Origin of the sequence: Cellulomonas sp. Leaf334 (genome assembly GCF_001424195.1) — a bacterium.
GTDB lineage: Bacteria > Actinomycetota > Actinomycetes > Actinomycetales > Cellulomonadaceae > Cellulomonas.
On the sequence record NZ_LMOO01000001.1, the window covers coordinates 1,282,577 to 1,304,927 of the forward strand.

22 protein-coding genes and 1 riboswitch are annotated in these 22,351 nt (G+C 71.7%); of the genes, 10 read left to right on the forward strand and 12 right to left on the reverse strand.

Annotation, left to right across the window (positions count from 1 at the left end; all coding sequences use genetic code 11):
- Nucleotides 1-34 precede the first annotated feature (34 nt).
- Genes ASF78_RS05650 through ASF78_RS05660 form a run of 3 tightly spaced genes read left to right on the forward strand, consistent with a single transcriptional unit; the run spans nucleotide 35 to nucleotide 3,581 of the window.
- On the forward strand, nucleotides 35-1,621 hold the full coding sequence (locus tag ASF78_RS05650; protein ID WP_056585597.1) for a hypothetical protein: 1,587 nt from the start codon (nucleotides 35-37) through the stop codon (nucleotides 1,619-1,621).
- On the forward strand, nucleotides 1,618-2,337 hold the full coding sequence (locus ASF78_RS05655) for an ABC transporter ATP-binding protein (RefSeq protein ID WP_082494809.1): 720 nt from the start codon (nucleotides 1,618-1,620) through the stop codon (nucleotides 2,335-2,337). The genes ASF78_RS05650 and ASF78_RS05655 overlap by 4 nt, the downstream gene beginning before the upstream one ends.
- Nucleotides 2,334-3,581: an ABC transporter permease gene (locus tag ASF78_RS05660; protein WP_056585599.1), complete on the forward strand. Its 1,248-nt coding sequence runs from the start codon at nucleotides 2,334-2,336 to the stop codon at nucleotides 3,579-3,581. The genes ASF78_RS05655 and ASF78_RS05660 overlap by 4 nt, the downstream gene beginning before the upstream one ends.
- On the opposite strand, the gene ASF78_RS05665 is transcribed toward ASF78_RS05660, so the two are convergent.
- Entirely contained in the window at nucleotides 3,521-4,087 is a 567-nt protein-coding gene (locus tag ASF78_RS05665; RefSeq protein ID WP_056585601.1) for a transcriptional regulator, read from the reverse strand. The genes ASF78_RS05660 and ASF78_RS05665 overlap by 61 nt on opposite strands.
- Before the next feature lie 57 nt (nucleotides 4,088-4,144).
- On the opposite strand from ASF78_RS05665, the gene ASF78_RS05670 reads away from it, so the two are divergent.
- Entirely contained in the window at nucleotides 4,145-5,413 is a 1,269-nt protein-coding gene (locus tag ASF78_RS05670) for an MFS transporter (protein WP_235518405.1), read from the forward strand.
- 75 nt (nucleotides 5,414-5,488) lie between these two features.
- Complete coding sequence (locus ASF78_RS05675) at nucleotides 5,489-6,388, forward strand: hypothetical protein (RefSeq protein WP_056585605.1); 900 nt, start codon at nucleotides 5,489-5,491, stop codon at nucleotides 6,386-6,388.
- Between the two features lie 3 nt (nucleotides 6,389-6,391).
- Here the strand turns inward: ASF78_RS05675 and ASF78_RS05680 are convergent, their stop codons facing one another.
- The 6 genes from ASF78_RS05680 to ASF78_RS05705 all read right to left on the reverse strand — a co-directional run bounded on the left by ASF78_RS05680 (nucleotide 6,392) and on the right by ASF78_RS05705 (nucleotide 11,258).
- The gene (locus ASF78_RS05680; protein WP_056585606.1) at nucleotides 6,392-7,204 is read right to left on the reverse strand and encodes an exodeoxyribonuclease III; all 813 of its coding nucleotides are present in this window, start codon (nucleotides 7,202-7,204) and stop codon (nucleotides 6,392-6,394) included.
- A gap of 77 nt (nucleotides 7,205-7,281) precedes the next feature.
- Entirely contained in the window at nucleotides 7,282-7,800 is a 519-nt protein-coding gene (locus ASF78_RS05685) for a hypothetical protein (RefSeq protein WP_056585608.1), read from the reverse strand.
- A 46-nt stretch (nucleotides 7,801-7,846) separates the two neighbouring features.
- Entirely contained in the window at nucleotides 7,847-8,326 is a 480-nt protein-coding gene (locus ASF78_RS05690; RefSeq protein ID WP_056585610.1) for a VOC family protein, read from the reverse strand.
- A gap of 69 nt (nucleotides 8,327-8,395) precedes the next feature.
- Nucleotides 8,396-9,277 (reverse strand): bifunctional methylenetetrahydrofolate dehydrogenase/methenyltetrahydrofolate cyclohydrolase, encoded by an 882-nt coding sequence (locus ASF78_RS05695; protein ID WP_056585612.1) that lies wholly within the window; start codon nucleotides 9,275-9,277, stop codon nucleotides 8,396-8,398.
- Nucleotides 9,277-10,566, reverse strand: a complete 1,290-nt coding sequence (gene glyA, locus ASF78_RS05700) for a serine hydroxymethyltransferase (protein WP_056585614.1) — start codon at nucleotides 10,564-10,566, stop codon at nucleotides 9,277-9,279. The genes ASF78_RS05695 and glyA overlap by 1 nt, the downstream gene beginning before the upstream one ends.
- Nucleotides 10,567-10,631: 65 nt before the next feature.
- Nucleotides 10,632-10,721, reverse strand: a riboswitch (ZMP/ZTP riboswitch).
- 36 nt (nucleotides 10,722-10,757) lie between these two features.
- On the reverse strand, nucleotides 10,758-11,258 hold the full coding sequence (locus ASF78_RS05705) for a GNAT family N-acetyltransferase (RefSeq protein WP_056585616.1): 501 nt from the start codon (nucleotides 11,256-11,258) through the stop codon (nucleotides 10,758-10,760).
- Nucleotides 11,259-11,306: 48 nt separating this feature from the next.
- Between ASF78_RS05705 and purU the strand changes: the two genes are divergently transcribed.
- Together purU and ASF78_RS05715 are read left to right on the forward strand one after the other, a co-directional pair.
- The gene (gene purU, locus ASF78_RS05710; RefSeq protein ID WP_056585618.1) at nucleotides 11,307-12,170 is read left to right on the forward strand and encodes a formyltetrahydrofolate deformylase; all 864 of its coding nucleotides are present in this window, start codon (nucleotides 11,307-11,309) and stop codon (nucleotides 12,168-12,170) included.
- A gap of 49 nt (nucleotides 12,171-12,219) precedes the next feature.
- Nucleotides 12,220-13,620: a PHB depolymerase family esterase gene (locus ASF78_RS05715; protein WP_056585620.1), complete on the forward strand. Its 1,401-nt coding sequence runs from the start codon at nucleotides 12,220-12,222 to the stop codon at nucleotides 13,618-13,620.
- 51 nt (nucleotides 13,621-13,671) lie between these two features.
- Here ASF78_RS05715 and ASF78_RS05720 read toward each other — a convergent pair whose 3' ends face one another.
- From ASF78_RS05720 to ASF78_RS05735, 4 genes are read right to left on the reverse strand one after another with little or no spacing between them, the layout of a single operon-like run.
- A complete protein-coding gene (locus tag ASF78_RS05720) occupies nucleotides 13,672-14,856 on the reverse strand; it encodes a sugar ABC transporter permease (protein WP_056585622.1) in 1,185 nt (394 codons plus the stop codon).
- Nucleotides 14,853-15,584: an ATP-binding cassette domain-containing protein gene (locus ASF78_RS05725; protein WP_056585624.1), complete on the reverse strand. Its 732-nt coding sequence runs from the start codon at nucleotides 15,582-15,584 to the stop codon at nucleotides 14,853-14,855. Before ASF78_RS05725 ends, ASF78_RS05720 begins: the two co-directional genes overlap by 4 nt.
- Nucleotides 15,581-16,657: a substrate-binding domain-containing protein gene (locus tag ASF78_RS05730; protein ID WP_056585626.1), complete on the reverse strand. Its 1,077-nt coding sequence runs from the start codon at nucleotides 16,655-16,657 to the stop codon at nucleotides 15,581-15,583. Before ASF78_RS05730 ends, ASF78_RS05725 begins: the two co-directional genes overlap by 4 nt.
- Nucleotides 16,654-17,838: an ROK family transcriptional regulator gene (locus ASF78_RS05735; RefSeq protein WP_056585629.1), complete on the reverse strand. Its 1,185-nt coding sequence runs from the start codon at nucleotides 17,836-17,838 to the stop codon at nucleotides 16,654-16,656. Before ASF78_RS05735 ends, ASF78_RS05730 begins: the two co-directional genes overlap by 4 nt.
- A 406-nt stretch (nucleotides 17,839-18,244) precedes the next feature.
- Between ASF78_RS05735 and ASF78_RS05740 the strand changes: the two genes are divergently transcribed.
- From ASF78_RS05740 to ASF78_RS05750, 3 genes are all read left to right on the forward strand, one after another.
- Entirely contained in the window at nucleotides 18,245-19,537 is a 1,293-nt protein-coding gene (locus tag ASF78_RS05740; protein ID WP_056585631.1) for an ABC transporter substrate-binding protein, read from the forward strand.
- 123 nt (nucleotides 19,538-19,660) lie between these two features.
- Nucleotides 19,661-20,566: a carbohydrate ABC transporter permease gene (locus ASF78_RS05745; protein ID WP_056585633.1), complete on the forward strand. Its 906-nt coding sequence runs from the start codon at nucleotides 19,661-19,663 to the stop codon at nucleotides 20,564-20,566.
- A 5-nt stretch (nucleotides 20,567-20,571) separates the two neighbouring features.
- The gene (locus ASF78_RS05750; RefSeq protein ID WP_056588225.1) at nucleotides 20,572-21,459 is read left to right on the forward strand and encodes a carbohydrate ABC transporter permease; all 888 of its coding nucleotides are present in this window, start codon (nucleotides 20,572-20,574) and stop codon (nucleotides 21,457-21,459) included.
- Between the two features lie 98 nt (nucleotides 21,460-21,557).
- On the opposite strand, the gene ASF78_RS05755 is transcribed toward ASF78_RS05750, so the two are convergent.
- Complete coding sequence (locus tag ASF78_RS05755) at nucleotides 21,558-22,340, reverse strand: ATP-binding cassette domain-containing protein (protein WP_056585635.1); 783 nt, start codon at nucleotides 22,338-22,340, stop codon at nucleotides 21,558-21,560.
- Nucleotides 22,341-22,351: the final 11 nt, after the last annotated feature.

The window sequence follows — 22,351 nt, forward strand, 5'->3', positions numbered from 1 at the left end:
GCAACCGCATCGTGGTCCTGCCAGGAGGAGAGAAATGAGCACGCAGGTCACCGGAGGGCGGCGCACCATCGTCGTGATGGCGGTCGTCGCCGTCGTCTGCCTCGCCGCAGGAGTGCTCCTGAGCAGGCTGATCGTGTCGCCGGGCAAGGCGGCCGCCGACGCGGCACCCCCCACGGCCGGTCCGATCACCGTGCCGGTGGAGAGCCGGGTCATCGCGAACGAGCTCGTCATCCGTGGCGACATCGGGTACGACGACCCGGTCGCCCTGCGGGTCGAGACCGGGGACCTGGGCGGGCCGGCCGTCGTCACCGGCCAGGTGCCGGTGGTCGGTGCCGAGATCGGTCCGGCCTCGGTCGCGCTCGAGATCGTCGGCCGGCCGGTCATCGTGCTGCCGGGCGACCTGCCGACGTACCGCTCGCTGCGGGCGGGGGTCTCGGGGCCCGACGTCCGTCAGCTCAAGGCCGCACTGGTCGCCCTCGGCATCGACACCGGCAACGCGGAGAGCGACGCCTACGACGCCGCGACCGCCGCGGGTGTCCGCGCGCTGTACCAGCGCGTCGGGTACGAGCCGCCGTCGGCGGGCGAGGAGCTCCAGGACGCCGTCGCGGCGGCACGCGACGGTGTCCGGTCGGCGCAGGACGCGCTGAGCGCCGCCCAGCGTGAGCTGGCGGCCGCGGCCGTCGGCCCGCTGCAGTCGGTGATCATCGGCCTGGACACGTCGGTCACGGTCGCCCAGGCGACGCTCGACCAGGAGCAGGCCCGGTGCACCGCCCCGACCGAGGAGGCTCCGTGCAGCCCTGTCGCGGTGGTGGAGGCGCAGGGTGCGCTCGCCCAGGCGAAGGCGGCGCGGGCCGAGGCGGGCAACCCGGCGGACACGGGCGCCCAGCGCGCGGCCGTCGCGTCGGCGCAGTCGCTGCTGTCGGCGGCCCGCGAGGACCAGGCCGAGGCGCAGACCGCGACGCTCACCCCGCTCCCGGCCAGCGAGATCGTGTTCGTCCCGACCCTCCCCCGCCGCGTGGACGTCGTCCAGGCGACCCGCGGCGGGACCATCACCGGGGAGTTCATGAGCGTGTCGGGGGCCACGATCCAGATCACGGGGAGCGCGACCCGTGCGGACGCCGAGCTGCTCACGGTCGGCACGGTCGGGTCGATCGTGCTCGACGACCAGGAGCTGCCCGTCACCGTCGCCGAGGTCACGGACCCGAAGGCCGCGCCCACGACACCTGAGGGGGAGACGGAGGGCGAGGAGCAGGAGCAGGAGAACGAGCCGAAGGGTGACCGTCGGGCGGTGATCTTCACCCTGGGCAACCTCACGCCGGAGCAGGTCATCGCGCTGCAGAACACCAACGTCCGCGTCCGGGTGCCGGTGAGCTCCACGGAGGGTGAGGTGCTCGCCGTGCCCCTCGCAGCGCTGACCGCCGGTCCGGGTGGAGAGTCTCGGGTCGAGCTCGCCGGGAGCAGCGGGAAGGCCAGCTCGCTGGTCACCGTCACCACCGGCCTCGCCGCCGACGGGTACGTCGAGATCGCGGGCTCGGAGACACCGCTGACCGCGGGCGACCTCGTCGTGGTCGGCGTTGCCGGCACGGACGAGAAGTCGGCCGACGCCGAGGCGGACGAGTGACCGTCCTCGACCTGCTCGAACCCGCCGAGCGCCTCGAGCCGATCCCCCCGGTGCTCGAGCTGCGCGGTGCTGCCCGGCAGTTCCCGGGCGACCCACCGGTCCACGCGCTGCACCCGGCCGACCTCGCGGTCGGGTCCGGCGACTACCTCTCGGTGGTCGGTCCGTCGGGCTCCGGCAAGTCCACGCTCCTGAACCTGCTCGGCCTGCTGGACAAGCCCACCGACGGCGAGTACCTGCTCGACGGCATCCCGACGGCCGGCGCCGGCGAGCGCGAGCGGGCTGCCCTGCGTGCCGGCCACATCGGGTTCGTGTTCCAGGCGTTCCACCTCATGCCGCACCGGACGGTGCTGGAGAACGTCCTGCTCGCCACGCTGTACAGCGGGGTGCCGCGGGCGGAGCGGCGGGACCGCGCCCTGGCCGCGTTGGACCGGGTCGGGCTGAGCCACCGCATCGACTTCGTCCCGACCGTGCTGTCCGGTGGTGAGCGTCAGCGGGCCGCCGTCGCACGCGCGGTCGTCGCGCAGCCTCGCGTGCTGCTGGCCGACGAGCCGACGGGCAACCTCGACTCGGAGAGCTCGGCGAGCGTGCTCGACCTGTTCGACGAGCTCCACGCGGGGGGTCTGACGCTGCTGGTCATCACGCATGACGACGAGGTGTCCGCGCGCGCGGAGCGCCGGGTCCGGATCGCCGACGGGTACCTGCGGGAGATCCCGTGACCGCGGTGACCGAGCGCGTGGCGCGGTCCGACAGGTTCGGGCTGCGCGACCTGCTCGCCGAGGCCGCTGCCGGGATCGGCGCCCGGCCGGGACGGCTGCTCCTGACCATCCTGGGCACCGTGCTCGGCATCGCCTCGGTCGTGGTGACCATCGGGCTGGCGCAGACCGCGTCGGGGCAGATCAACAAGCAGTTCGACGCGGTCGCGGCCACGCAGGCGGTGGCCAAGCCCGAGACCAGCAACGGCTGGGACGGGTCCGCGCGCGCCCTCGGGTCGCTGCCGTGGGACGCGTCGGCCCGCGCCGAACGGCTCGCGGGCGTCGAGGCCGCCGGGACCTTCTCGACGGTGGATGTCGGCGGCGCGGAGATCACCGCGGTGCCCGTGCACGACCCGTCGGCCGCCCGTACCGTCGCGCCGGACGTCGTCGCGACGTCGCCGGGGGCACTCGAGGCCGTCCGTGGACGCATCGTCCAGGGCCGCTACTTCGACGCGGGTCACGACGCCCGCGCCGACCGCGTCGTCGTGCTGGGTGTCACCGCCGCCGAGCGCCTCGGCGTCGTCCGGGTCGACCGGCAGCCGTCGATCTTCATCGGCGACCGCGCGTACCAGGTCATCGGCATCGTCGACGACGTGCAGCGACGGTCCGACGTGCTCTCGTCGGTGCTGATGCCCGAGGGGACCGCCCGGGCGGACTTCGCGCTGGTGTCACCGGACGAGCTGCACCTGCACCTCGCGGTCGGCGCCGGTCCTGTGGTCGGCAGCCAGCTGGCGACCGCCCTGAGCCCGAACGCGCCCGAGACGATCGACGTCCAGACCCCGCCCGCGACCTCCACGGTGCGGCAGAGCGTGCAGGCGGACGTGAACACGATCTTCCTGGCCCTCGGCGGTGTGGCGCTGCTGATCGGTGGCGTCGGGATCGCGAACGTGACCCTGTTGTCGGTGCTGGAGCGCGTCGGCGAGATCGGTCTGCGGCGGGCGCTCGGCGCGACGCGGCGGGACATCGGTGCGCAGTTCATGGTCGAGTCGGTGGTGGTCGGCCTGCTCGGCGGGATGCTGGGCGCCGCGCTCGGGGTCGCCGTCGTCGTCGGGGTCAGCGCCGCCCAGGAGTGGACGCCCATCCTCGACCTGCGGATGGTCGGCGTCGCCGCCCTGGCGGGTGGGGTGATCGGTCTGCTGGCCGGGCTCTACCCGTCGCTCAAGGCCGCGTCGATCGAGCCCATCGCGGCGCTGCGTGGGGGCGTCTGACGCGTCATGTCCTCGTGCAGCGCCCAGAACACGGAGTAGGGCGTCCCGTCCGCGGTGGGCGGCCGACCTGCGAAGTCGTCGAGCACGTCGCCGATCCGGGCGATCAGCTCCTCGAACCCCGCAGGGTCGAGCCGCAGGCCCAGACGGGTGGCGATGACGTCCTGCGAGTCGACGAGCGCGACCTCCTCGAGGAACGTGTCGATGAGGATGCGGCTCATGCCCGGCCCGCCGGGGGTGCGCCACGACTTGCCGGTGGACCGGTACGGCACCTCGCGGGACCCGCGGGTACCCCGCCGCGCGGGCTGCGCCACGAGGAAGCCGCGGTCGACGAGGGTGCGGACGTGGTGCAGGACGGTCGCCGGGTTGCGGCCCAGGCGCTCGGCGATCTCACGGTTCGTGAGGGCATCGTCCAGGCACAGCCGCAGGATGCGGATGCGGACCGTGCTCGCGAGGGCGCGCGCGTCGGCGTCGATGTCGGCCGTGTCACGGGTCGCAGGCTCGGTCATGGGTCGATCCTCGCACAGTGATTGACATTTCCCAATCAGTTGTCGATGCTGGGCCGCGTGAGCACCTCCGACGCCACGACCCGCCGGTCGCTGATCCACCACCCGGACTTCCGCCGGCTCTGGACCGGTGACGCCTTCGGCCAGCTGGGCGCGCAGCTGACGGCCCTGGTGCTGCCGATCTTCGCGGTCCAGCAGCTCGCCGCGACCGAGTGGGAGATGGGCGTCCTCAACGCCGCCGAGTACGCCGCGTTCCTCGTCATCGGCCTGCCCGCCGGCGCGTGGGTGGACCGCATGCGCAAGCGGCGCGTGCTCGTCGTCGCGGACCTCGTGCGTGCCGCCGTGCTGGCCACCGTCGTCGTGACCGCGGCCACGGGACACGCCACGGTCCCCCTGCTGATCGTTGCTGCGCTGATCGTCAGCGTCGCCACCGTGTTCTTCGACGTGTCGCACCAGAGCTACATCCCCGGTCTCGTGGGCCTCGACCACCTCGTCGAGGGCAACTCCAAGCTGCAGGCGACCGCATCCGTCGCGCAGGTCGTGGGACCCGCGCTCGGTGGTCTGCTGCTGCGGGTCATCGCGGCACCGGCCCTCATCGCCGTGACGGTGGTGACCTACCTGATCTCGGCGTTCGCCGTCGGTCGGATCCGGCAGCAGGAGACCCCGCCGCACCCGGACACCCGTCGCCCGCTGCGCGTCGAGATCGCCGAGGGCCTGCGGTTCGTCGTCCATGAGCCGTACCTGCGCCGGATCGTCGCGTGCACGTCGCTGGCCAACTTCGCGAACGCCGTCGGCGGCGCCGTCCTCGTGATCTACGTGCTGCGCACCCTCGGTCTCGGCACGGCGGCCTACGGCGCCATCCTGTCCGCCGCCGCGGTCGGCGGTCTGGTCGGTGCCGTGGTCGCGGGCAGGCTCGCACAGTGGATCGGTGAGGGCCGGATCATCCCCCTGTCAGCGCTCGTCACGGCACCTGCGGCCGCGCTCACCCCGCTCGCCGCCACCGGTCTCGTCCCGGCGTGGCCACTGCTCATCGCAGGCGGAGCGACGTTCGGCTTCGCCGTCATCGTCTACAACGTCGCGCAGGTCAGCTTCCGGCAGCGTGTGTGCCCTCCCCCGCTGCTCGGCCGCATGAACGCCTCCGTGCGGTTCATCGTCTGGGGCTCGATGCCGATCGGCGGGCTGCTCGGCGGCTGGCTGGGCACCTCCCTCGGCGTGCTCCCGACGCTGTGGGTGTCCGTCGGCATCACCGCGCTCGCTGCGCTCCCCGTCGTCGTCTCTCCGCTGCTCCGGATGCGCGACCTGCCGGGCGCCCCCGCACTCGACGCCTGAACCGCCGGACGCGCGCCGTCGGCAGTCGCTAGGTTCGGACGGCACCCACCCCGACGCCGACCACGGAGGAGCCACATGCCGCACCGCCGCCGCGCCGTCGTCGTCGTCGCCACCCTCGCGGTGCTTGTCGGGGGGTGCACGCCGTCAGCCCCGTGGACGACCCCTGGGACCGCCGAGCCGTCCGCGAGCACCACGACCCGCACCCCCGTCCGCACCCCACGCCCACCCGGGCCCCTGTGGAGCTACCTCGAGCAGGTCGACGCCGTCTCGCAGGAGAACGAGGCCCGGATGCACCGGGAGTCCGAGGACGTCATCGCGGAGTGCATGGCTGACGAGGGCTTCGAGTACTGGCCGCGGGAGCAGCCTGCCGAGTGGGACGAGTCGGAGCAGTACACCCTCGAGTACGCGCGGCAGTACGGCTACGGGTCGACGACCACTGTGCCGGAGCCCGAGCTGTCCGAGGCGGACCGCAAGAACGAGGAGTACCGGAGGTCGCTGTCGGCCAGCGCCGCGACGACGTACGACCAGGCCATGTGGGATCACACCGACTCCGAGGGGAACCCCGCCGGGTGCACGCAGGACGCCTGGGTCGCCGTGTACCAGGAGAGCAACTGGCAGGAGGACCCTGCCTTCGCCGACCTGCACGCCCAGTTCGAGGCCTGGTTGGTGGCGATGCTCCAGGATCCCCGGATGACCGAGGCCGCCACGGACTGGTCCGCGTGCATGGCGGAGGCCGGGTACGACCTGGCCACACCGAGCGATGCCCAGGACAGCGTCATGGGCAACGGTGTGGTCACCCCGGAGAGGGACGCGAAGGAGATCGACACCGCGGTCGCCGACCTCACCTGCCAGCTGGAGACCGACTACCAGACCTCGATGCTCGCGGCGCAGCACGTCATGGAGCAGGAGTTCGTCGACGCGCACCGGGACCAGCTCGAGGCCCTGGTGGACGCGCACGCCCTCGAGCAGGACTGAGCGTCAGAGGTCGTACTCGACCACCACGGGGGCGTGGTCCGAGAACCGCTCCGCGTAGGTGGCAGCCCGGTCGACGGTCGCACGCACGGCGGCGTCGGCCAGGTCCGGCGTGGCCAGCTGGTAGTCGATGCGCCAGCCCGCGTCATTGTCGAACGCCTTCCCGCGCCACGACCACCACGTGAACGGCCCCGGCCCCTCGCCGCCCAGCTTGCGGCCGAGGTCGTGCCAGCCCAGGTCGTCGAACCAGCGGTCCAGGTAGGCGCGCTCGCGCGGGAGGAACCCCGCGGACTTGAGGTTGCCCTTCCAGTTCCTGATGTCCGCCTCACGGTGCGCGATGTTCACGTCCCCGGCGACGACCGCGTAACCGCCCTGCTCCGCGATCTCCGCCAGCCGGCCGGTGACGTGGTCGAGGAACGCGTACTTGTCATCCATCGACGGCGTCCCTGCGGTGGCGGAGTGCAGGTACGTGGACACCACGGTGAGCGTCCGCGCCGGTGCGCCGTCGTGCGCGGGGAGCTCCAGGTCGGCCTCCACCCAGCGCCCGGAGTCACCGGTCACGCCGGTCCCGAGCCCGATCCGGACGGCCCGCATCGGCAGCCTGCTCGCGATCGCGACACCCGCCCGGCCCTTGGTCTCGCTCGCCTCGTGCGCCAGGTCCCACTCCCCCGACGGTAGGTGGTCGGCCAGGATCTCGTCCGACGCCCGCACCTCCTGCAGCAGGATCACGTCGGGCTTCCGGGCCTCCAACCAGGTCCCCATCCCGCGCTTGTAGGCAGCCCGGATCCCGTTGACGTTCACGCTCGCGATGGTCAGCACGCATCGATCTTCCCAGGCACCGTCGACACAACCGTCCGTCGTCCACGCCGATGGTCGGCGCGCTCCGGCGCCCGACGTCAGGCGTCGAGGTCCGCGAGGACGTCCAGCAGACCGGCCGCGGCGCGACGCCGCGACACGTCGCCCGAGCGCATCCAGCTGTTCGCCAGCGGAGCCAGTGCGCGTGCTGCCTGGGCAGTCGCACCTGCCAGGTCGCACTCGGCGCCATCCGGTCCCGTGAAGGCGGGTTCGTCGAACGTCCAGGAGACGCAGTCGGTCAGAGCCTCCATGCCTGCCGCCCCTCCGGCGCCGAGATGCGGGACGAGGCGTGCGAGGAGACGTGCACCGGGGGCCATCGCGGCGTGCGGGGTTCCGCTGTGGTTGTGGCCGACGGCGTCGAGGAACAGGTTGTAGGCGTCGTCCGCCTGCCTGGGCGTCGACGCCTTCGCGAATGCCTCGAAGGCGGGAACGACGCGCGAGCTGTCGTAGGCGGACCGCCGGTGCGGCAGCGGCATCGCCCATGCCTGCCAGTCCGCACGGCGGACCTCAGTCAGGACCGACTCGAGCGACTCCGACGGGGTGTTCAGAGCGACCTCCACGACTCACCGTGCTCCACGACGGACAGTCTGCCGCGCGGGGCCTCGATCAGTCCCCCCGGTACGCGGCCTCGAGGGCGGCGACGTCGAGCTTGCCCATCGTCAGCATCGCGGCCATGGCGCGCGCGACACCCTCGGCGTCCGGGCGGGACATCACGTCGTCCAGCTGCACGGGGACCACCTGCCAGGAGACCCCGAACTTGTCGACGAGCCACCCGCACTGGCTCGGCCGGCCGCCGTCGGCGGTCAGGACCTCCCAGTAGTGGTCGACCTCGGCCTGGTCGGCGCAGTCGAGGACGAACGAGAACGCCTCGTCGAGCGTGAACACGGGGCCGGCGTTGAGGAACGTCGCCCGCATGCCGTCGATGGTCAGCTCGACGATGAACTCGGTGCCCTCAGCGACGCCCGGCGTGCCCGGTGGCGCCGTCACGACCGAGTGGACGACGGTGTTCGGGATCACCGAAGCGTAGAACCGCGCGGCGGACACGGCCTGGTCGTCGAACCAGAGGTGCGGGCGGACGATGCCCATGGCGGGCTCCTCTCCGACGACCGGGGCCGGCCGTCCTCTCGACAGCCTGGCCCCGGTCACGAAGGTTTGTCAGCCCAGCAGTCGTTCCGCGGTGTCGACCACGTTGCTCAGCAGCATCGCGCGTGTCATCGGACCCACCCCGCCGGGGTTGGGCGACACCCACGAGGCGACCTCGCGCACGCCGGGGTCGACGTCGCCGACGACACGGCTCTTGCCGGTCTCCGCGTCCGTCGACCGGGAGACGCCGACGTCGATGACGACCGCGCCCGGCTTGATGATGTCCGCCGTGATGATCCCCGGCACCCCGGCGGCCGCGATGACCACGTCGGCGTTCCGGGTGTGCTCCGCGAGGTCCTCGGTGCCCGTGTGCGTGAGCGTCACGGTCGCGTTGATCTCGCGGCGGGTGAGCAGCAGCCCGATCGAGCGGCCCACGGTGACCCCGCGACCCACGATCACGACGTCCGCACCCCGCAGGTCGATGTCGTGCCGCAGGAGCAGGTCGATGATGCCCCGCGGCGTGCACGGCAGCGGTGAGGTCACCGGCTCGTTGACCCGCAGGACCAGGCGCCCGAGATTGGTCGGGTGCAGCCCGTCGGCGTCCTTGTCGGGGTCGACGAGCTCGAGCACCCGGTTGGCGTCGATGCCCTTCGGCAGCGGCAGCTGCACGATGAACCCGGTGCACTCCGGGTCCTCGTTGAGGCGCTGCACCGCCGCCTCGATCTCGTCCTGCGTGGCCGTGGCCGGCAGGTCCTCACGGATCGAGGCGATGCCCACCTCGGCACAGTCCTTGTGCTTGCCGGCGACGTACCAGCGCGAGCCGGGGTCGTCACCGACGAGCAGCGTGCCCAGCCCGGGGCGGACGCCCCGGGCCGCGAGCGCGACGACCCGTTCGGTCAGCTCGGCCTTGATCCGGGCCGCGGTGGCGGTCCCGTCGAGGAGCTGGGCCGTCATCAGTACTGCTGGAGGTCGGAGTACAGCGGGAAGCCGTCGGTCAGCTTGAGCACCCGGGCCTTGAGCGCCGCGACGTCCGTGGCGGCACCGTTGATCAGCGCGGTCGCGATGATGTCCGCGACCTCGGTGAACTCGACGTCGCCGAAGCCGCGCGTGGCCAGCGCGGGCGTGCCGATGCGCAGGCCCGAGGTGACGCGCGGGGGCCGCGGGTCGAACGGGACGGCGTTGCGGTTCACGGTGATGCCGGCCGAGTGCAGGAGGTCCTCGGCCTGCTGGCCGTCCAGGTCGGAGTGCCGCAGGTCGACCAGGACCAGGTGCACGTCGGTGCCGCCCGTGAGGACGGAGACCCCGGCCGCGGCGACGTCCGGCGCGGAGAGCCGCTCGGCGATCAGGCGGGCACCGTCGAGCGTGCGCTGCTGACGGTCCTTGAACTCCTCGCTCGCGGCCACCTTGAACGCGACGGCCTTGGCGGCGATCACGTGCATGAGCGGACCGCCCTGCTGGCCGGGGAACACGGCCGAGTCGATCTTCTTGGCGTACTCCTCACGGCTCAGGATGAAGCCCGAGCGCGGGCCGCCGATCGTCTTGTGCACCGTGGAGGACACGACGTCCGAGTGCGGCACGGGGCTCGGGTGCAGGTCCGCGGCCACCAGGCCGGCGAAGTGCGCCATGTCGACCCAGAGCTTGGCACCGACCTCGTCGGCGATGGACCGGAACGCCGCGAAGTCGAGCTGGCGCGGGTACGCGGACCAGCCGCCGATGATGACGTCGGGACGCTGCTCGAGCGCCTTCTCCCGGACGACGTCCATGTCCACCAGGAACGTCTGGGGGTCCACGCCGTAGGCGCCGACCTGGTAGAGCTTGCCGGAGAAGTTGATCTTCATGCCGTGCGTGAGGTGGCCGCCGTGCGCCAGCTCGAGGCCGAGGATCTTGTCGCCCGCGTTGATCAGGGCGTGCAGCACGGCGGCGTTGGCCGTCGCACCGGAGTGGGGCTGGACGTTGGCGTGCTCGGCGCCGAACAGCTCCTTGGCGCGGGCGATCGCGATGGTCTCCGCGATGTCGACCTGCTCGCAGCCGCCGTAGTAGCGACGGCCCGGGTAGCCCTCGGCGTACTTGTTGGTCAGCACGGAGCCCTGCGCCTGCAGGACCGCGCGGGGGACGAAGTTCTCGCTCGCGATCATCTCGAGCGTGCCCTGCTGGCGGGCGAGCTCGCCGTCGAGGACGGCGGCGATCTCCGGGTCCAGCTGGGCGATGTTCTGATCCATCAGAGGGATCTGGTCGGCGCTCATGAAGCACTCCTGTCGGCAGTCAGCGTGTACGCGCGCGTCCGGCACCCGCACACTCGTGTGTGGTGACCGGGGGCCCAGGCGTCCGACCCGTTGGTCTGCTGCTGCGTCGCTCCCCGGTGGTGACCCACCTTGCTGCGCCAGTCGCGACCGCCACAGAGTAGCAAGCCGACGGCGCGGGTGGTCACCCGTTCTCAGGCCTGCGCCACGCCGTCCCCGTCGCCCAGGATCTTGCGCAGGTACGCGTACGTCAGGTCCCCGGCGGTCTGGTCGTGCTGGTGCTCGTAGCCGTGCTTGGCGTAGAGCGCGAGGTTGTGGACAGAGTCGCGGCCGGTGAACACCCAGACCTCCTCGATGCCCTCGGGCAGGTGCGGCAGGATCGCCATGAGCAGCTGCGTCCCGAACCCCTGGCCCTGCAGGTCGGGGGCGACCGCGAACCGGCCGAGCGTGGCCTTCGGGCCCTCGATGAGCATCCGGATCGACCCGACGAGCCGGTGCCCGTACCAGCCACCGAGCGTGATGACGCCGTCGCGCTGCAGGTCGGCCTCGAGCTCCTCGAGCGTCTGCGTGAGCGGGGGGATGTGCGGGTCCCCGTACTGCTGGGCCTCGGTGACGAAGGCGGCACGGCGCAGCGTCAGGAGCTCACCGGCGTCGTCGATGGTCACCGAGCGGATGTCGAGGTCGGGCTGCGTCATGCGGCCCATCGTGTCAGCCGATCCGCCCGACCACTACTCTCGGACCTCGTGTCCCACGTCTCGCTGGATCCCACCCACCTGGTCCTGACGTTGTCCTGCCCCGACCGCCCCGGGATCGTGCACGCGGTCGCCGGGCTGCTGGCAGAGCACGGCGGGAACATCACCGAGTCGCAGCAGTTCGGGGACCCGCTGTCGGGGCTGTTCTTCATGCGGGTGCAGGTCACGGCGGCCACGCCGCGCGACGCGCTGGAGACGGCGTTCGCCCCGGTGGCGCGGCAGTTCGAGATGGACTGGTCGCTCGACGTGGTCGGGCGGCCGGTCCGGACGCTCGTCATGGGCTCGACGGCCGCACACTGCCTGAACGACCTCGCGTTCCGCCAGCGGTCAGAGAACCTGCCGATCGAGCTGGTCGCGGTGGTGTCCAACCACACCGCCCTGGCGCCGCTGGCCGAGTTCTACGGCATCCCGTTCCACCACGTGCCGGTGACGTCGGCCACGAAGGTGCAGGCGGAAGCACGGCTGCTGGAGCTGGTCGAGGAGCTGGACGTCGAGCTCGTCGTGCTGGCGCGCTACATGCAGATCCTGTCCGACGACCTGTGCCGTCGCCTCGCCGGCCAGGTCATCAACATCCACCACTCGTTCCTGCCGTCGTTCAAGGGCGCTCGCCCCTACGCGCAGGCGCACGACCGTGGCGTCAAGCTCATCGGTGCGACGGCGCACTACGTCACGGGCGACCTCGACGAGGGGCCGATCATCGAGCAGGACGTCGAGCGCGTCGACCACTCCCGGCACGTCGATGACCTGGTGGCGCTCGGGCAGGACGTCGAGCGGCGCGCCCTGGCCCGGGCGGTGCGGTGGCACGCGGAGCACCGGGTGCTGCTCGACGGGCACCGCACGATCGTCTTCCGCTGAAACGGTTCGTCGGCTGACCTGCGGGGACGCCGACGGGCACGCTCCGGGGATGACACCGTCCCTGCGTCGCGCCGTCGCGGCCGCCACCACCCTCGCCCTCGGCGTCGTCGGGCTCGTCGCCGCCGCGCTGACCACCGCACCGGCCGCGCAGGCCGCGTCGCTGGTGAGCGTCTCCAGCTTCGGCAGCAACCCCGGCCAGCTGGGGATGAGCCTGTTCGTGCCGGACTCCCTGCCGGCGAAGCCCGCGGTGCTCGTCGCCGTGCACTACTGCACCGGCTCCGCGCAGGCGATGTACAACGGGTCCCAGTTCGACGAGCTGGCCTCCCGGTACGGCTACATCGTCATCTACCCGCAGGCCAACAGGAGCGGGAGCTGCTTCGACGTGAGCTCGTCGGAGGCGCTCGTCCACGGCGGCGCGAGCGACCCGACCAGCATCGTGTCGATGGTCAGGTACGTGCAGCAGCGGTACACCACCGACAACAGCCGGGTGTTCGTCACGGGGGTGTCGTCGGGCGCGATGATGACGCAGGTCCTGCTGGCCACGTACCCGGACGTCTTCGCGGCGGGCTCGGCGTTCGCGGGTGTCCCGGCGACGTGCTTCTCGACGTCGTCCCCGCCGCCGGGCACCGGCTCGCAGGCGCCGTGGAACAGCGACTGCTCGGGCGGTCGCCTGGTGCGGACCGGCCAGCAGTGGGGTGACCTCGCGCGGGCCGCGTACCCCGGCTACACGGGAGCACGGCCGCGGGTGCAGCTGTGGCACGGGTCGCAGGACACCACGCTCAGCTACGTCAACCACGGCGAGGCCGTCAAGCAGTGGACCAACGTGCTGGGCGTCAGCGAGACACCGGTGTCGACGGACTACCCGGCGAGCGGGCAGGTCCGGACGCGCTACGGCGCGACGGGCGACCGTGCGCCGGTCGAGGCGATCACGTTCCAGGACGTCGGCCACAACCTGCCCGTCGACGCTGCCGCCGCGGTCCACTTCTTCGGGCTGGACTCGACGACGACGCCCTCGCCGACGACTCCGGCTCCGACGACACCGGCTCCGACCACCCCGGCACCCACGACTCCGGCTCCGACGACCCCCGCACCCACGACGCCGGCACCGACCACCCCGCCCCCCAGCCCGACGCCCTCGATCGGCTGCACGGTCACCTACACCGTGAACCAGTGGAACACCGGCTTCACCGGGAACCTCACGGTCAGGTCGAACGTGGCGCTCAACGGGTGGACGCTCACCTGGACGTGGCCGTCGGGTCAGGTCGTGACGCAGGCGTGGAGCTCGGTGACCACCCAGACCGGGTCGTTCGTCTCCGCGAAGAACGCGGCGTGGAACAGCTCCGTCCCGGCGGGCGGCTCGTTCCAGTTCGGCCTGAACGGCTCGCACCCGGGCACCAACGCGGCACCGACGGACTTCGTGCTCAACGGCGCACCCTGCTCGCGCGGCTGACGCACGTACCCAGGCCCGGCCGGGCGGACGCTCGGCCGGGCCTGGCGTCGCTCACGCCTCGCGCGCCCGGCGCTGCAGGGCGTCGATCGTGACGGCGACCGCCAGGACCAGACCGGTGACGACCAGACGGGCGGACTGGTCGAGGTTGAGCAGGGTGAGCCCGGTGGAGATGGACTGGACGACGAGGATGCCCACCAGAGCGGACCATGCCGACCCGCGTCCGCCGAACAGGCTGGTCCCGCCGATCACGGCGGCCGCGATCGCGGTGAGGTTGGTGTCCCCGGCGCCGCTGCCCTGGTTCGCGGCCGCGAGCCGGCCGACCGCCAGCACCCCGCCGAGGGCGGCGAGCGTCGAGCACGCGACGAACGCGGACACGAACACCCGGCGCACCGGCACGCCGGCCTTGCGCGCCGCCTCGGCGTCACCGCCGACGGCCCGGACGGACCGGCCCCAGCGCGTCCGGCGCAGCATCAGGTCGGTGAGCGCGACGAGCCCGACGAACAGCGCGAAGACCGCGCCGACGCCCCGGTTGGTGCCGAGGTAGGCGACGACGAGCGACAACCCGGCGGCGAGCGCGACGACCCGCGCGACGACCTGCCACAAGGGCGCGACGGGCAGCCCGGCCCGCTCGCGGCGCACCCGGTCGGTCACGCGGCCGGCGGCGTACCCGGCCACGACGAGCGCGACGATCACCCACGACGTCGCGGGTGCCAGGAACGCCGTCTGGCAGAACCGCACCAGCCACCACTCGAACGGCAGGTTCACGGAGCCGGTGGGGCCGAGCACGCGCATCTGCAGCCCGGTGATCACCAGCAGGCCTGCCAGGGTGAACACGAAGCTGGGCACGGCCAGCCGGGTGTGCAGCGCCGCGTAGATCGACCCGACGAGCACCCCGACCGCGAGCGCAGCCAGGACCGCGAGCCACAGCGGCCAGCCCAGCTGGACCGAGCCGACGGCGACGACGGCCGCGGCCAGCCCGGAGACGGCGCCGACGGACAGGTCGATCTGCCCGACGTGCAGGGTGAGGACCACGCCGAGCGCGATCACGCCGGTCGCGGCGGACTGCTGCGTGAGGTTGACGAGGTTGTCCGCGGACAGGAAGTGCGGGTTGAGCGCCTGGAACACGAGCCCGATCAGCACGAGCACCACGGCGACAGGCAGCACACCGAGGTCGCCGGTGCGCAGCCGCTGCCAGGTGGCGGCGGAGAGCCCGGTCGCGGTGTCGACGCCGGTCACCGCTGGATCCCCGTGACGGCTGCCAACAGCTCTTCGTAGCTGGTCTTCGCGGCGTCGAACTCGCCGTTGGTGCGGCCGAGCCGCAGGACGACGATGCGGTCCGCGACGGCCTGCACGTCGGCCAGCGAGTGGCTGGTCAGCAGGACGCCGTGCCCGCGCTCGCGCAGCCGCTCGACGAGCGTGAGGAACTCGGCCGTCTGTCGTAGCCCGAGGGCCGCGGTGGGCTCGTCGAGCACGATCACGCGCGGCTCGCCCAGCAGGGACCGGGCGATCGCGACGGCTTGGCGCTGCCCGCCGGACAGCGCGGCGACGGGCACCCGGACCGACGGCACCCGGGCGGCGAGCTGGTTGAGCAGCTCCCAGGCGTGCTTCTCCATGGTGACCTCGTCGAGCAGCAGCCCGCGCTGCGCCTCGTGCCCCAGGTACAGGTTCTCGACGACGTCGAGGTTGGCGCACAGGGCGAGGTCCTGGAACACCGCCGCGATCCCGAGGCCGCGCGCGACCGACGGGTCGGACAGCGTGACGGGGCTCCCGTCGACCAGCACCTCGCCCTCGTCGGGGACGAGAGCGCCGGTCAGCGCGCCGACGAGGGTGGACTTGCCGGCGCCGTTGTCGCCGATGACGGCGACCACCTCGTGGGCGTGCACCTGCAGGTCGACGTCGACGAGCGCGCGCGCGGCGCCGTAGCTCTTGGACACCCCGCGCAGCGCGAGGATCGGTGCGGTCATGACGTCCCCCCGTCGAGCAGGCCTGCGGCGGCGCAGGCGTCGGTGTAGGGCTCCACGCAGATCTCCTCGGTGGTGTAGACGCCGCCGTCGACGATGACGCGGCGCACGTTGTCCAGGGTCACGGGCACGGGGCTGAGCAGCAGTGCCGGCACTCCCTGCACCCGGGCGGTGGTGACCGGCACCTCACCGCGCAGCACGCGGACGGCGAGCTCGGCCGCGGTGCGCGCCTGCTCGCTGATCGCCTTGTAGACGGTCATGGACTGGTCGCCGGTGACGATCCGCTGGATGGCCGCGAGCTCGGCGTCCTGCCCGGTGACGGGAGGGACGGGATCGAGCCCGGCAGCTCTCATCGCCGAGATCGCGCCGCCGGCGGTGCCGTCGTTCGCGGCGTACACGGCGTCCACCTGACCGGCGTACTGCGTGAGCTGGCCGGTCACCCACTCCTGCGCCTTGTCAGGGCTCCAGTCGGGGGTGTCGTACGCGGCCAGGACCTCGATCGGGGCGCCCTCGAACGCGTCCGCGACCCCGGCCTCGAGCGCCGCGGAGTTCGGGTCGGTGGCGGACCCGTTGACCAGGAGCACGCCCTGCGGTGCCTCGTCGGGGCCGGATCGGTCGGCGGCCAGCTCACGGACGAGCGCGTCCCCCTGGAGGCGACCGATCCGTCGGCTGTCGAACGAGACGTAGTAGTCGAGGTCGGCGTCCGCGATGAACCGGTCGTAGGCGATGACGGGGACGCCGCGGCGGTGTGCCTGCCCGACGATGCTCACGGCCGCAGCCGCGTCGACCGCGTCGAGCACGAGCACCCCGGCGCCCTGCGTGAGCGCCGACTCCGCCTGCTGCTGCTGCGCGGCCGCGTCCTGGTTGGCGTTGGCGTAGATCACCGTGCAGTCGGGGCAGCGGTCGGTCACCACCTTCTCGAACTGCGGGCGGTCCACAGCCTCGTACCGGGCGGTCTTCGACTCCGGGAGCAGCAGCGCGATGATCTGGTCGGAGGGGGCAGATCCCGGTGGCGCGGTGGCGCACCCCGCGAGGGCGAGGAGCAGCGCGAGGGCGGCGAGCAGCGCGCGCGTCACACGACCACCGCCCCGGCGCCGGCGATCGTGACCGTGTCGAGCGCTACCGCGAGCGCGCCGCGTACCTCGGCCGCGGCGCCGAGCTCCGCGCCGACCACGGGCACCGGTCCGGCGGTGCTCGAGATGGTGCGCTGGGTGAGCGCCGCGCGCAGCGGTTCCAGGAGCAACTCCCCCGCGTCCGCGAGCTCTCCGCCGACGACGAGGAGCTCGGGGTCGACGAGGTTGCACACGCCCGCGGCGGCCACGCCGAGGTGGTGCCCGGCGTCGGCGATGACTCGCCGGCACCCCGCGTCGCCGGCCTCCGCACGCGCGATGACGTCGCGGAGGGTGAGGTTGCCGTGGCTGGGCCGCAGCATGTCGAGCAGCACCGGAGCGCCGACGTACATCTCCAGGCATCCGCGGTTCCCGCACCGGCAGATGGGCCCCTGGTCGTCGATCGTCGTGTGGCCGATCTCCCCCGCGGCGCCGACCCGGCCGTGGAACACCTCGCCGCCGAGCACGAGGCCGCCGCCGACGCCGTGGGACGCCCGCACGTAGACGACGTGCTGCTTGCCGCGCGCGGCGCCGAGGCGGACCTCGGCGAGCGCGCCGAGGTTGGCGTCGTTGTCGATGTAGACGGGCAGGCCCAGCCGCTCGCCGAGCAGCTGCGGCACCGCGGCGCCGTCCCACCCGCGGAGCATGCCGAGCGAGGACAGCTGTCCGGTGCGGACGTCGACGGGCGCCGGCACCCCGACACCGACGGCCAGCACCTCGGACAGCACGGCGTCGACGGAGTCCACCATCTCGGTCAGGAGCAGCGCCGCGCGCTCGAGCCCCTGGTCGGCGCGGTGGTCGGGGGGCAGCGGCATGCGCTGCTCGGCGACGATGCGGTGGGCCACGTCGGACAGGGCCACGCGCAGCGAGCGGGTGCCGAAGTGCATGCCCGCGACGAGCCCGAGGTTGCGGGCCAGGGTCACCTGCTGCGCACGTCGGCCGCTGCGCGAGGTGGGGGCCGTGTGCAGGACGCCGGCGCTCGTCAGCTCCTTGACGATGTTGGACACGGTGGCCGGGGACAGGCCGGTGACGCCGGCCAGCTCGACCTGCGTGAGCGACCCACGCTGCTGGACGGCGCTGACGATCCGCGCCCGGTTGGCTTCACGCAGTGAAGTCTGGGAGCCCGGCGTAACCCGGTCAATGCCCACGCGCGAAGGATACACAGGCCGTTCCGGGCCCGACGCGGGCCACACCGGAGGCGCAGGAGATCGCCGGGCAGACAGCCGACGGTATCTCTCGGCCAGTTCGCCGACCTGCACAGATACGTCGGTATTGCGCTCGATGCGGCTTGCGTCGGCTTCGTGGTGGAGCGATTGGCTCCAGAGGGTGAACCTCAGATCACGATTCGGCGTCGTATGCGTTCACTTCTTGACTTCAATGTTCAAGCGCCTATGAGATGTGACCCGGATCGGGCCGAGGCGCGCAGACGAGCCTCCGACCGATCGTCCGGCCGGCGCTCCCCGCGCTGCCGGGCGAGCACACCGGCCTGGGAGCTCCCGCCCCGGCCAGCAGCACCAGTACCCCTTTCCACGGCAACGAAGGCGTAGGAGTCACATGCGTACAGCACGCAAGTTCACCGCCATGGCCGCAGGTCTCGCCGTCGCCAGCCTCGCGCTGGCAGCGTGCAGCTCCGGCGACACGGGCGACGACACAGGCAGCGGCAAGAGCGAAGAGGTCGAGGTCTTCACCTGGTGGGCCAGCGGCTCCGAGAAGCTCGGCCTCGACGCCCTCGTGGGCGTGTTCGACGTCCAGAACCCGGACGTCGAGTTCGTCAACGGCGCCGTCGCCGGTGGTGCGGGCTCCGCGGCCAAGGACCTGCTCCAGTCGCGCCTGCAGGCCAACGACCCGCCGGACACGTTCCAGGCCCACGCGGGCGCCGAGCTGACCGACTACATCAACGCCGGCCAGGTCGAGGACGTCTCTGCCCTGTACGACGAGTTCGGTCTGCGTGACGCATTCCCGGCCGACCTGGTCGAGCGCCTTACCGTCGACGGCAAGATCTACTCGATCCCCTCGAACATCCACCGTGCGAACGTCGTCTGGGCCAACACCCAGCTCCTCACGGACTCGGGTCTCGACCCGGCCGCGACGTACGACACGCTCGACGACTGGTTCGTCGCGCTCGACGCCGTCCGGGAGAAGACGGGCCGCACGCCGCTGTCGCTGGCGACGACGTGGACACAGGTCAACCTGCTCGAGACCATCCTGCTCTCCGACCTCGGCGCCGACGGCTACAACGGCCTCTGGGACGGGTCGACCGACTGGTCCAGCCCCGAGGTCACGGACGCGCTCGCCGACTTCGAGAAGCTCATCAGCTACACCAACGAGGACCGGGACGGCCTCGACTGGCCGGACGCGACCCAGCAGGTCATCGACGGCAACGCCGCGTTCAACGTCATGGGCGACTGGGCCGTCGCGGCGTTCGAGGAGGCCGGCAAGAAGTCTCCGGCCGACTACGTCTACATGCCGGTCCCCGGCACCGACGGCGTGTTCGACTTCCTGGCCGACTCGTTCACGCTGGCCGTGGGTGCCCCGCACCCCGTGGGCGCCAAGGCGTGGCTGAAGACGATCGGGTCGCTCGACGGCCAGGTCGCGTTCAACAAGGCGAAGGGCTCGATCCCGGCCCGCAACGACGCCAAGCCCGAGGACTTCTCGGCCTACCAGCAGTCCGCCATGGCGTCGTTCGGTCAGGACACCATCGTGTCCTCGCTGGCGCACGGTGCCGCGGCGCCGACCGCCTGGGCGAACGCGATCTCCGACGCCACCAGCAAGTTCACCACCGGTGGCGGCGACCTCGCCGGCTTCCAGGCGGACCTCGTGTCCGCCGCTGAGGCCAACGCGAGCTGATCCGGCTCACGGCGTGACCGGTCCGTCCCGGTCCTGGTGATCCCAGGACCGGGGCGGGGCCGCGTCCCGCACCCGCACAGCAGCAGCACCGTCCGTTCGCTCGTCACGACTCAGGAGGCACTCGTGCCCCGACAGATCCGTAGGTGGGGCCCTCCTCTCCTGCTCATCTCACCGACCTTGATCCTGCTCGGCGTCTTCGTCTACGGACTCCTCACCATCAACGCGACGACGTCGATGAAGGACGTCCACAACGCCGCCCAGGCGAACGGCCGTGAGCCCGTCAGCTTCGTGTGGTTCCAGAACTACATCGACCTGTTCGGCTCCGAGGAGTTCCAGCACTCGCTGAAGAACCTCGTCATCTATACGGTCGTCTTCCTCGCGGGGACGATGATCTTCGGGTTCCTCTGGGCCTGGCTGCTGGACCGCCCGGTGCGGTTCGAGGGCGTCTTCCGCTCGATCTACCTGTTCCCGATGGCGGTGTCGTTCGTCGCGTCCGGTGTCGTGTGGCGCTGGCTGCTGAACTCCAACCAGGGCGAGAACGCCTCCGGCCTGAACCGCTTGTTCCAGATGATCGGACTGCCGTTCCTGCAGAACAACTGGTGGAACAACGTCGACGTCGGCATCGCCGCCATCGCGATCCCCGCCATCTGGCAGCTGTCGGGCTACGTCATGGCCCTGTTCCTGGCCGGCTTCCGGGGCGTCCCCGAGGAGCTGCGCGAGGCCGCGCGCATGGACGGGTCCAGCACGTGGCAGATGTACCGCCACGTGATCTTCCCGCAGCTGAGCCCCGTCGCCCTGTCCGCCGTGATCATCGTCGGGCACATGTCGCTCAAGGCGTTCGACCTGATCATGTCGATCTCGAAGCCGGCGAACTACCAGACCAAGGTGCCCGCGATCGACATGTACGTCTTCAAGTCGAGCTTCGACTACTCCAACGCGGCCGCCGTCGGCGCGATCCTGCTCGTCATCGTGGCGGTGCTGATCGTCCCGTACCTGGTGCACCTCAACCGGACGGAGACGCACAAGTGACCGTCGTGACCCCCGCAGAGCTCACCGCCCCCCTCGGCGAGCCGCTCACCGTCGAGCCGGCGAAGACGACCGGCCGGTTCTCGAAGGGCAGGACGGCCAAGTACGCCCTGCTCATCTTCTTCACGCTGATCGTGCTGATCCCGGTGTACGTGCTCGTCGTCACCAGCTTCAAGGGCCAGGGCGACGCCTCCCCCGCACGTGCGTGGAACCTCCCCCAGGTGTGGGTGACCGAGAACTGGACCGGCGCGTGGCAGGCCCTGTCGCCGTCGCTGTGGCGCACGTTCCAGATGGTCATCCCGGCCGCGATCATCTCGTCGTTCCTCGGCTCCATGAACGGCTTCGTGCTGGCGCGCTGGCGCTTCAAGGGTGCGGACATCGTCTTCACCCTGATCCTGTTCGGGATGTTCATCCCGTACCAGGCCGTGATGATCCCGCTGCTGCAGCTCATGCTCGGCGCCGGCATCCCGTCGGGTGTCCCGTCGCTGATCATCCTGCACGTCATCTACGGGCTGCCGATCACGACGCTGATCTTCCGCAACTACTACATGTCGATCCCCGACGAGCTGGTCGAGGCGGCACGCGTGGACGGGGCCGGGATGCTGCGGACGTACTGGTCCGTCGTCCTGCCGATCTCCGTCCCCAGCTTCGTGGTCGTCCTCATCTGGCAGTTCACCTCGGCGTGGAACGACTTCCTGTTCGCGGTGTTCTTCTCCTCCAGCCAGAACGGCCCGGTCACCCTGGCCCTGAACAACCTGGCCAACGGCGCCCTGCTCACCAACTACGGCATCTCGATGGCCGGCGCACTGCTCGCGTCGCTGCCGACGCTGCTGGTGTACGTCCTGCTCGGGAAGTACTTCATCGGCGGCCTCATGTCCGGGTCGGTCAAGGGCTGACGCCCCTGGCACGACCACCCGCCGCGGTCTCCGCAACCCGGCACAGCGCAAGGGCCCCCGGCAGTCACTGGTCGGGGGCCCTTCGTGCGCGCCGGTGCTCAGCGCAGCGCAGCCATCCGCTTCAGCATCTCGTTGTCCTGGGACGTCGCCCCGGTGATCGCCGCGAGGATCGACTCGTAGCTGGCCGTGTCGGCGTCGAACGACCCGTTGTTACGACCGTGCCGCAGGACGACGATCCGGTCGGAGACGGCGCGGACGTCGTTCATGTTGTGGCTGATGAGGATCACGCCGTGCCCGAGGTCGCGCAGACGTTCGATGTACGTGAGGACCTCGGCCGTCTGGGCGACGGACAGTGCGGCGGTGGGCTCGTCCAGCACGACCAGACGCGGGGAGCCGATCAGGGTGCGCGCGATCGCGACGGCCTGCCTCTGCCCGGCGGACAGCTCGGACAGCGGGGTGCGCACGGACGGGATCCGCAGGGTCAGGTCCCGCAGGATCGACCGTGCCATCTGCTCCATCCGGCCGTCGTCGAGCAGCGCGCCGTCGGTGAGCTCGCGGCCGAGGAAGATGTTCGACGTCACGTCGAGGTTGCCGCACAGCGCGAGGTCCTGGAAGACCGTCGCGATGCCGAGTGCGTGCGCCGCGGAGGGCGACGGGATCGTCTGCTCCTCGCCGTCGATCTCGATCAGGCCGGAGTCGGGGGTGAGCACCCCGGAGATCACCTTGGCGAGGGTCGACTTGCCCGCGCCGTTGTCGCCGACGAGCGCCACCACCTGGTGGGCGTGCACGTCGAGGTCGACGCCGACGAGGGCCTCGACCGCGCCGAAGCGCAGGCTGACCTGCCGGAGGGACAGCAGCGGGACCCGTGGGTTCTCGCTCATGACCTCACCTG

Coding starts and splice junctions, on each gene's coding strand:
- ASF78_RS05650 (WP_056585597.1), top strand. CDS start 35: ATGAGCACGCAGGTCACCGGAGGGCGGCGCACCATCGTCGTGATGGCG.
- ASF78_RS05725 (WP_056585624.1), bottom strand. CDS start 15,584: ATGACCGCACCGATCCTCGCGCTGCGCGGGGTGTCCAAGAGCTACGGC.
- ASF78_RS05705 (WP_056585616.1), bottom strand. CDS start 11,258: ATGACGCAGCCCGACCTCGACATCCGCTCGGTGACCATCGACGACGCC.
- ASF78_RS05755 (WP_056585635.1), bottom strand. CDS start 22,340: ATGAGCGAGAACCCACGGGTCCCGCTGCTGTCCCTCCGGCAGGTCAGC.
- ASF78_RS05715 (WP_056585620.1), top strand. CDS start 12,220: ATGACACCGTCCCTGCGTCGCGCCGTCGCGGCCGCCACCACCCTCGCC.
- ASF78_RS05690 (WP_056585610.1), bottom strand. CDS start 8,326: ATGGGCATCGTCCGCCCGCACCTCTGGTTCGACGACCAGGCCGTGTCC.
- ASF78_RS05665 (WP_056585601.1), bottom strand. CDS start 4,087: ATGACCGAGCCTGCGACCCGTGACACGGCCGACATCGACGCCGACGCG.
- ASF78_RS05695 (WP_056585612.1), bottom strand. CDS start 9,277: ATGACGGCCCAGCTCCTCGACGGGACCGCCACCGCGGCCCGGATCAAG.
- ASF78_RS05675 (WP_056585605.1), top strand. CDS start 5,489: ATGCCGCACCGCCGCCGCGCCGTCGTCGTCGTCGCCACCCTCGCGGTG.
- glyA (WP_056585614.1), bottom strand. CDS start 10,566: ATGAGCGCCGACCAGATCCCTCTGATGGATCAGAACATCGCCCAGCTG.
- ASF78_RS05740 (WP_056585631.1), top strand. CDS start 18,245: ATGCGTACAGCACGCAAGTTCACCGCCATGGCCGCAGGTCTCGCCGTC.